This is a genomic window from Flavobacterium sp. (assembly GCF_044376915.1).
Lineage (GTDB): Bacteria > Bacteroidota > Bacteroidia > Flavobacteriales > Flavobacteriaceae > Flavobacterium.
This window is the reverse complement of the sequence record NZ_JBILKB010000100.1, coordinates 1-5,686: the sequence shown is the minus strand read 5'-3', so window position 1 is coordinate 5,686 and position 5,686 is coordinate 1. Positions and strand designations below refer to the sequence as shown.

7 protein-coding genes are annotated in these 5,686 nt (G+C 31.7%); all 7 read left to right on the top strand.

The window, feature by feature from the left end; genetic code table 11:
- The coding region (locus ACIQ6Z_RS08875; RefSeq protein ID WP_396210532.1) for a class I SAM-dependent DNA methyltransferase at positions 1 to 884 on the top strand (884 nt) is incomplete at its 5' end.
- A gap of 11 nt (positions 885 to 895) precedes the next feature.
- Positions 896 to 1,297 carry a DUF1016 N-terminal domain-containing protein gene (locus ACIQ6Z_RS08870; RefSeq protein ID WP_396210531.1) on the top strand — a complete coding sequence of 134 codons (402 nt, stop codon included), beginning with the start codon at positions 896 to 898 and terminating at the stop codon, positions 1,295 to 1,297.
- Between the two features lie 64 nt (positions 1,298 to 1,361).
- Positions 1,362 to 2,183 (top strand): hypothetical protein, encoded by an 822-nt coding sequence (locus ACIQ6Z_RS08865; protein WP_396210530.1) that lies wholly within the window; start codon positions 1,362 to 1,364, stop codon positions 2,181 to 2,183.
- Positions 2,184 to 2,325: 142 nt separating this feature from the next.
- A complete protein-coding gene (locus ACIQ6Z_RS08860) occupies positions 2,326 to 2,859 on the top strand; it encodes a DUF1016 N-terminal domain-containing protein (RefSeq protein ID WP_396210529.1) in 534 nt (177 codons plus the stop codon).
- Complete coding sequence (locus tag ACIQ6Z_RS08855) at positions 2,859 to 4,055, top strand: restriction endonuclease subunit S (RefSeq protein ID WP_396210528.1); 1,197 nt, start codon at positions 2,859 to 2,861, stop codon at positions 4,053 to 4,055. The genes ACIQ6Z_RS08860 and ACIQ6Z_RS08855 overlap by 1 nt, the downstream gene beginning before the upstream one ends.
- A gap of 20 nt (positions 4,056 to 4,075) precedes the next feature.
- Positions 4,076 to 5,407 carry a hypothetical protein gene (locus ACIQ6Z_RS08850; protein ID WP_396210527.1) on the top strand — a complete coding sequence of 444 codons (1,332 nt, stop codon included), beginning with the start codon at positions 4,076 to 4,078 and terminating at the stop codon, positions 5,405 to 5,407.
- Positions 5,408 to 5,490: 83 nt separating this feature from the next.
- A partial coding sequence (locus ACIQ6Z_RS08845) for a helix-turn-helix domain-containing protein (protein ID WP_396210526.1) occupies positions 5,491 to 5,686 on the top strand: 196 nt, incomplete at its 3' end.

Here is a 5,686-nt window from a genome sequence, read left to right as displayed (position 1 = left end):
AATTAGTAGGCGGTTCTGCCCTTGCAGAGGGGAACGACATTCATGGAAAATTTAATTTGGTTCTTGCCAATCCACCGTTTAAAGGCGCTTTAGATTATGATGAGGTAGAAAGCAGTTTATTACAAATTACCAAAACCAAAAAAACCGAATTACTGTTCTTATCACTAATTTTACGCATGCTAAAATTAGGCGGAAGAGCAGCCGTAATTGTACCCGATGGTGTGTTGTTTGGAAGCTCAGGAGCACATAAAAACATCAGAAAAGAATTAGTAGAAAACCAACAATTACAAGGCGTAATTTCGTTGCCAAGTGGCGTTTTTAAACCGTATGCCGGAGTTAGTACTGCCATTTTATTGTTTACCAAAACCAATTCAGGCGGCACCGATACCGTTTGGTTTTATGATATGCAAGCCGATGGATTCAGCCTTGACGACAAACGAAATGCACAAATAAATGAAGATGATTTAGAAGCATTTTTTGCAAAAGATAATAAAAATAACATCAATAGTGAATTTATAAACAAGTGTAATATTCCGCAAATCATTGAACATTGGAAATATCAAAATAGTAAATACTGGGGTAAAATGCATGATAGTGAAGGAAATCTATTACTAGTAAATGATATTCCGCAAAATCTTGGTTTTGATGATTTTATAGAAGGTACAGTTACGCATAATTATTCAGACAGAACTTCTAAGTCTTTCTTAATACCAAAAGCCGACATTGTAGCTAATGACTACGACCTCAGCATCAACCGTTACAAAGAAGTAGTGTATGAAGAAGTAGTTTATGAAAAACCAAACACTTTAATTCAAGACATTAAAGCCTTGCAAGCTGATAACGCCAAAAAATTATTGGATTTAGAAAAAATGTTGGAAAAATAACCTTCTTCGCTATGAAAAATTTTGATGCTTTAGCCCAATCAATTCAATACACACACAATGTTTTACAGCAAGAAGCTGTAAAAGCAGTTAATATTTCAATGACCGTTCGCAATTGGTTGGTTGGTTTTTATATTGTAGAATTTGAGCAAAAGGGCGAGGATAGAGCGGCTTACGGAAAATATTTATTGCAAAAATTAGCAGAGAAGTTAAACCAACCCAGCTTGTCATATAGAAATTTGAAACTTTTTAGACAATTTTATAATGCTTATCCTCAAATTGGGCAGACCATAACTGCCTATTTTAGCAGTGTTCCTTTTAATGAAAATTTATTGTCAATTGGGCAGTTGCCGTCTGCCCAATTAGAATTATATAATGAAAGTATTTTAAAATTGACAACCAATGAAAAAAAATAAAAACATACCAACCGATAATGATAAAAAAATGTTGGATTTAGAAAAAATGTTATCTAAATAAATTATGAGTTATAGCGCTTTTGTAAATTGTACTTGTTTCCAAAAAGGAAAAACCAATCCCCCACCACATCAAGAATATGTTCAGTTTGATGAAGATGGTTTAGATATTAATTTGCCTAATGAACTTTTGGATGATAATGAAGATTTGTACTTTAAAATGTATTCCGAATTTGATAAATGGAAATCTACTGCTTGCCCGCATGAAGATATGGAATATTGCTACGAAAATTTGAGCAATGTTAGCGGAATGGCAGCCTTTAGAAGTTTTATTTACCAAAAAGACAACTTTCCAGTTTTAAAAAAAATTCTACCAAAAAGCAATGGTGGCTGCATGCCTGCTATCTTGGCTAAAGAACTTTTAGCAGAATTAGAAATTTTGGAGAATCAAAACGAAGTTGAAAATAAAATTTATTTAATTCAAAAAAACAACAATCAAATAAAAGCAATATGTAATGAAGACGATTTTACAATTTTTGCTTTTTTTGATAAAGTCTATAAGTATGGCTTGGATGCCAATGGTTTTTTTATGCTAAGAACCGATTTAGAAAATAATGAAGAGGTACATTATGAAGTTTTTCGCTCAAAATATTTTAGCATAAGAAAATCTAATTTTAGTGGTGATATTGTTGTAGTTGATGAAAAAACGGCTGGTAAGTATAGAGGAGGAATGGTACTAACAAATCCTGGAGAAAATTCAGAGCGAGTGTATTATATCGTAGAAAAAAGACAAGTAGAAACTAATAATTATTATCAATACCTAATAGAACCCTTAAAAAAACTAGCGCAAGCTAGCTTAGAAACAGGAAATCCTATTCATTGGTGTTAAGTTTAATAATGTGAATAATACAATTTTATAAAACTATTGAAAACTAAAATATGAATAAAAATCAACCAATCCCCGATTTACAAGTAGAGAAAACCAAAAAATTCTTGAACTTAAAAAAAATATTAGCGTAAAACACAACACTATGCAACTACAACAACAATTTACAGAAATTACCTCACTCATAGCATCGGCTAAAGCCAAAGCATATCAGGCGGTAAACAGAGAACTGGTTAACTTATATTGGCAAGTTGGCGAATATCTAAGCAACAAAGTAAAAGCAAACGAATGGGGAAAGTCTGTTGTTGAAGATTTAGCCAATTTTATCAAAACGGCAGAACCAAACATCAAAGGATTTTCGGCACAAAATCTTTGGCGAATGAAGCAGTTTTATGAGACCTACTTACACAATGAAATTCTCTCACCACTAGTGAGAGAAATTAGCTGGACAAATAATTTAATCATTTTAAGTTGCCAATCTAAGCAAGAAAAAGAGTTTTATTTGCGAATGTCTTTAAAAGAAAAATGGTCTAAACAAGAACTTCAACGACAAATCAACTCTTCTTATTATGAAAGAGTGATGCTTGCCGACGCAAAACTAGCCACACTGTCGAGAGAATTACTACAAGATGAGTTTATGAAGAACTTAAATAATGATAATTTAAAAATGATAGCTTAATGGAGAAAGTTGAATTAAATAGACATTTCATATCTGATATTTTCTTTTATCAGGAAGGCCCTGGTGTAAGAAAATGGCAGTTTACAGAGTCTGGAGTTAAATTGATTAATGTTGGAAATATAAATAATGGTAAGATTGATTTAAGTTCAACTAAAATAAATATATCTGAGGAAGAGGCTTATGGTAAATATTCCCATTTTTTAATTGACGAAGGAGATTTACTAATTGCTTGTTCAGGTATTGTTGTTGAAAATTTTCATAACAAAATTGCTTTTATAAATAAAGAGCATTTGCCTTTGTGTTTAAATACAAGCACAATGAGATTTAAAGAGCTACCAGAAAAAAAAGGCGACCTTAATTTTTTAAAATATTTTTTACAAACCAATGATTTTAAAAGTCAATTAAGAAAATTAATCACTGGTTCAGCTCAATTAAATTTTGGCCCCAGTCACATCAGAAAAATTGAAATCCCTCTACCCCCCCTATCCACCCAACAAAAAATAGCCACTATTTTAGACCAAGCCAATGCCATTGTAACCAACAACCGTGCTATTGTAGCAAAATACGATGCCTTAACACAAAGCTTGTTTTTGGATATGTTTGGCGATCCTGTGAAGAATGAAAAGGGGTGGGAGAAAATGGAAGTCATAAATTATTGTAGTTGTATAGTACCTGGTAGAGATAAACCAAAATCTTTTACAGGAAATATACCTTGGGTTACAACTGATGATTTAGTTCATTTAGGAATTACCTCAAAATCAAAAAAAGATATTGGTTTAAGTGAAGTTGAAATTTCAAATGTAAAAGCAAAAAAAATACCAGCTGGAAGTGTTATAATGACGTGTGTTGGGAATTTAGGAGTAATAAGTATAAACGAAATAGAAATAATAATTAATCAACAATTACATGCTTTTCAATGTTTTGAACAATTGAACAATTTATTTCTTATGCACTGTTTAAGTTTTCAAAAAGGATTTATGTACAAAATGGCTTCGAGTACAACGGTTCCTTATATGAATAAAACAATTTGTAATAGTATCCCAATAATTTCACCTCCAATCACCCTCCAAACCCAATTCGCAGAAAGAGTTTCAGTGATAGAAACCCAAAAACAACAAGCGCAGTTGGAGTTGGCAAAAAGTGAGGCGTTGTTTCAGAGTTTGTTGCAGGGGGCGTTTAAAGGGGAGTTGGTGTAATAAAAACAAAAAGCATAAATATGGAAACACAATCTGTTAAAAGCATTAAAGAATATAAAGATAAGATAAAAGCTAAATTAGCTACAATCAATACGACTCAATTTTCCAATAAAAATTACGGCAATGAAAATGAATACAACGGGAAAAGTATTTATTTAGGGCTTGATGCCATACTGGTTGATATTTCCTATTTTGTTAAATCACATAATATTTTCATTCAAGCTTCAACCTTAGATGAAAGAAATGAGATAATAAACGACCTTGCTAACATATTAGTCTATCTTGAATCTCCACAGACTCTTTGTCAATTTATAGACAATTTAAAAGTCAAATTAAGAAAGTATAATATTCGTAATAGTACCGGAAGATGGGAATTATTTCAAGAGGTTAATAAACAACTCTTAGAACAAAGTAATGAATTCAAAGAAGCCTTAAACTTTATTAACGAAATCAAGGAAGAGGCTACCAATTCAAATACTTCCGTTTCTGAAAAATTAGAAACCATAACTAAAAAGTTTGAAGAACTTGAAGAAAAAATTGAGGAGGTAGAAGAGGTTAAAAATGAAATTATATTGAATTCGGACAAACTGGAATCAATAAATGAAAATTTGGTAAAAGTAAATTCGACAGCAGAAACTTATCTTGAAGAAATTAAAGAAAGTATGTCAGAATCCAAAAACAATGAAAAACTAATTAGTGCATTTGCACAAAAGGTTCAGGAAAGAGACAATCGTTTAGGTGAGTTACAGCAAATAACCGAAGAAAACAAAAAGAAGCTTAATGACTACAATATTGAAAGGATTAAAATACTGAAGGAAGCAAAGGAATTAATTGAAAATGCGAAAACTGCTTTAAATTATAAAACAGCTGAGGGAATTAGTGAGTCATTTCAAACACAACTTGCCGATGCAAAAAAATGGCAATTTTCTGGTTCATGGATTATAGGAGCTTCGGTATTTGTAACTGTAGCAATTGGTTTAGGAATTTGGATTTTGACTGAAAAAACAGATGAATTACATATCATTATTGGGAGGATTGCATTAATTCCATTGCCTATAATAGCAGCCATATTTTGTGCCAACCAATATGTAAAACAGAAAAATATAATTGAAGATTATGCATATAAAATGGTTTTGGCAAAATCAATAGTTGGTTTTTCAGAACAACTCAAAAAAGATCCTTCTGAGGATAAAGGCGAATATATTCACTACATGAAAGTTGCATTGGAAGAAATTCATAAAGACCCATTAAGGAAAAGAGATCAAAAACCTGCGGAGAATAAAATTGAAAATTTTTCAATAAAAGAGATTCTTGAAGTTGCAGAAAGAATGGTGAAAATTGGAAAGTCTTGATAGATAACCCAACTGCTTTTAAAATTAAAATTCTAAATTTGAAAACCTAACAATAAAAATGCTTCTAGTAGTTTAAACAAAATATGGCATTACCAATAAACATAAAGGACTTAGTCAACGGACTCGCTATTGAATGGGAACGGCTAGAATTCAAACAAGGCTGGAATCCCGAAGAAATTGTGCATACTATATGTGCATTTGCTAACGATATAAACAATTGGGGCGGTGGCTATATTATTGTAGGCATTGCCGAAAACCAAGGAAGACCTATACTTCCGC

Bases quoted from the DNA above. Each gene is read 5' to 3' on its own strand.
- ACIQ6Z_RS08870 (WP_396210531.1), top strand. From the start codon at position 896: ATGAAAAATTTTGATGCTTTAGCCCAATCAATTCAATACACACACAAT.
- ACIQ6Z_RS08865 (WP_396210530.1), top strand. From the start codon at position 1,362: ATGAGTTATAGCGCTTTTGTAAATTGTACTTGTTTCCAAAAAGGAAAA.
- ACIQ6Z_RS08860 (WP_396210529.1), top strand. From the start codon at position 2,326: ATGCAACTACAACAACAATTTACAGAAATTACCTCACTCATAGCATCG.
- ACIQ6Z_RS08855 (WP_396210528.1), top strand. From the start codon at position 2,859: ATGGAGAAAGTTGAATTAAATAGACATTTCATATCTGATATTTTCTTT.
- ACIQ6Z_RS08850 (WP_396210527.1), top strand. From the start codon at position 4,076: ATGGAAACACAATCTGTTAAAAGCATTAAAGAATATAAAGATAAGATA.